Raw genomic sequence first — 1256 nt, forward strand, 5'->3', positions numbered from 1 at the left:
TGGGGGAGGTGGGCGGCGTGGGTGGCGGGGGCCCTGTCGGCCTTTGTCCGACCAGCCGTTGTCAGTGGCCCCTGACAGACTCGACGGCAGTCGATCAGGAGGCCGGACATGGACGTTCTCGACGTGCGGGATCCGCTGGCCGTCGCGGTGACCGAGGCGATCCGCGCCGGTGACGTCCCCGCGCTGCGCGAGCTGCTCGGCGCGCATCCGGGGCTCGCCGCCGCCGGGATCCGGCAGGAGGGCGAGGCCGCGGGCACCCGCACTCTCCTGCACATCGCCACCGACTGGCCGGGGCACTTCCCCTCGGCCCCCGAGACCATCGCCGTGCTGGTCGCGGCGGGCGCGGACCCGGGCGCGCGGTTCGTCGGGGCGCACGCCGAGACCCCGTTGCACTGGGCCGCGAGCAACGACGACGTGGCCGCGCTCGACGCCCTGCTCGCGGCGGGCGCGGACATCGAGGCGGACGGCGCCGTCATCGGGGGCGGCACCCCGCTGGCCGACGCCCGCGGGTGCGGGCAGTGGCGGGCGGCGCGGCGCCTGCTGGAGCACGGGGCGCGGACGACGCTGCAGGACGCGGCGACGCTGGGCCTCCTCGACCGCGTCGAGGCCGCGGTCGCGGCGGGCCCGCCGGACGCCGAGGACCTCACCAGCGCGTTCTGGGGCGCCTGCCACGGCGGGCAGTTGGCCACCGCGCGCTATCTGCTCGCGCAGGGCGCCGAGCTGGACCGGATCGGGTACGACGGCATGACGCCGTTGGACATCGCCGTCGAGGCGGGCGCCGAGGACGTCGTCGCATGGCTGCGCGGTCAAGGGGCGCGGGGGCGGGCGGAGTCGGGGTGAGCGGCACGGCCGGGTGCGCCGTCGCCTCGGTCCGCCTCACCCTCGCCGCGGGCACCCAGGCGCCACTGACCAGCGGTTTTGATCCGCGCCTGCGGGGCGCCCCCGGGCGGCAGGGGGCTTGGCACCACCCCTGAGACACCATGTCGCCGTATGCCGCGTCGGTCGAGTTCTCGCGAACGTGGAGGACAGCAGCAGAGCACGTCCCCACCTCCCACCGCGACGATTCGAGGCCCACGATGAGCATCGACACCGGCACCCTCCCGTACGCCCCTTCCCCGGCCCGTCCGGCGTCGTCGAAGGCCACGCCCGCGCAGGGCTCGGGCCCCGCGCGGCCCGGTTTCTGGCGGGCGCCCTTCTCCGCCGTCACCTTCCGGGAGATCGGCCACGTGGTGACGTCGCTGCCCGTCGCCATCGCC

2 protein-coding genes are annotated in these 1256 nt (G+C 76.4%); both read left to right on the forward strand.

What is annotated here, in order from left to right:
- Positions 1 to 108 precede the first annotated feature (108 nt).
- On the forward strand, positions 109 to 840 hold the full coding sequence (locus AOK22_RS39065) for an ankyrin repeat domain-containing protein (protein ID WP_055703354.1): 732 nt from the start codon (positions 109 to 111) through the stop codon (positions 838 to 840).
- Positions 841 to 1076: 236 nt separating this feature from the next.
- Positions 1077 to 1256, forward strand: a 180-nt coding sequence (locus tag AOK22_RS39070; protein WP_157872446.1) for a hypothetical protein, incomplete at its 3' end; no start/stop codon positions are given.

Source organism: Streptomyces silaceus, assembly GCF_001419745.1.
Classification (GTDB): Bacteria; Actinomycetota; Actinomycetes; order Streptomycetales; family Streptomycetaceae; genus Streptomyces; species Streptomyces silaceus.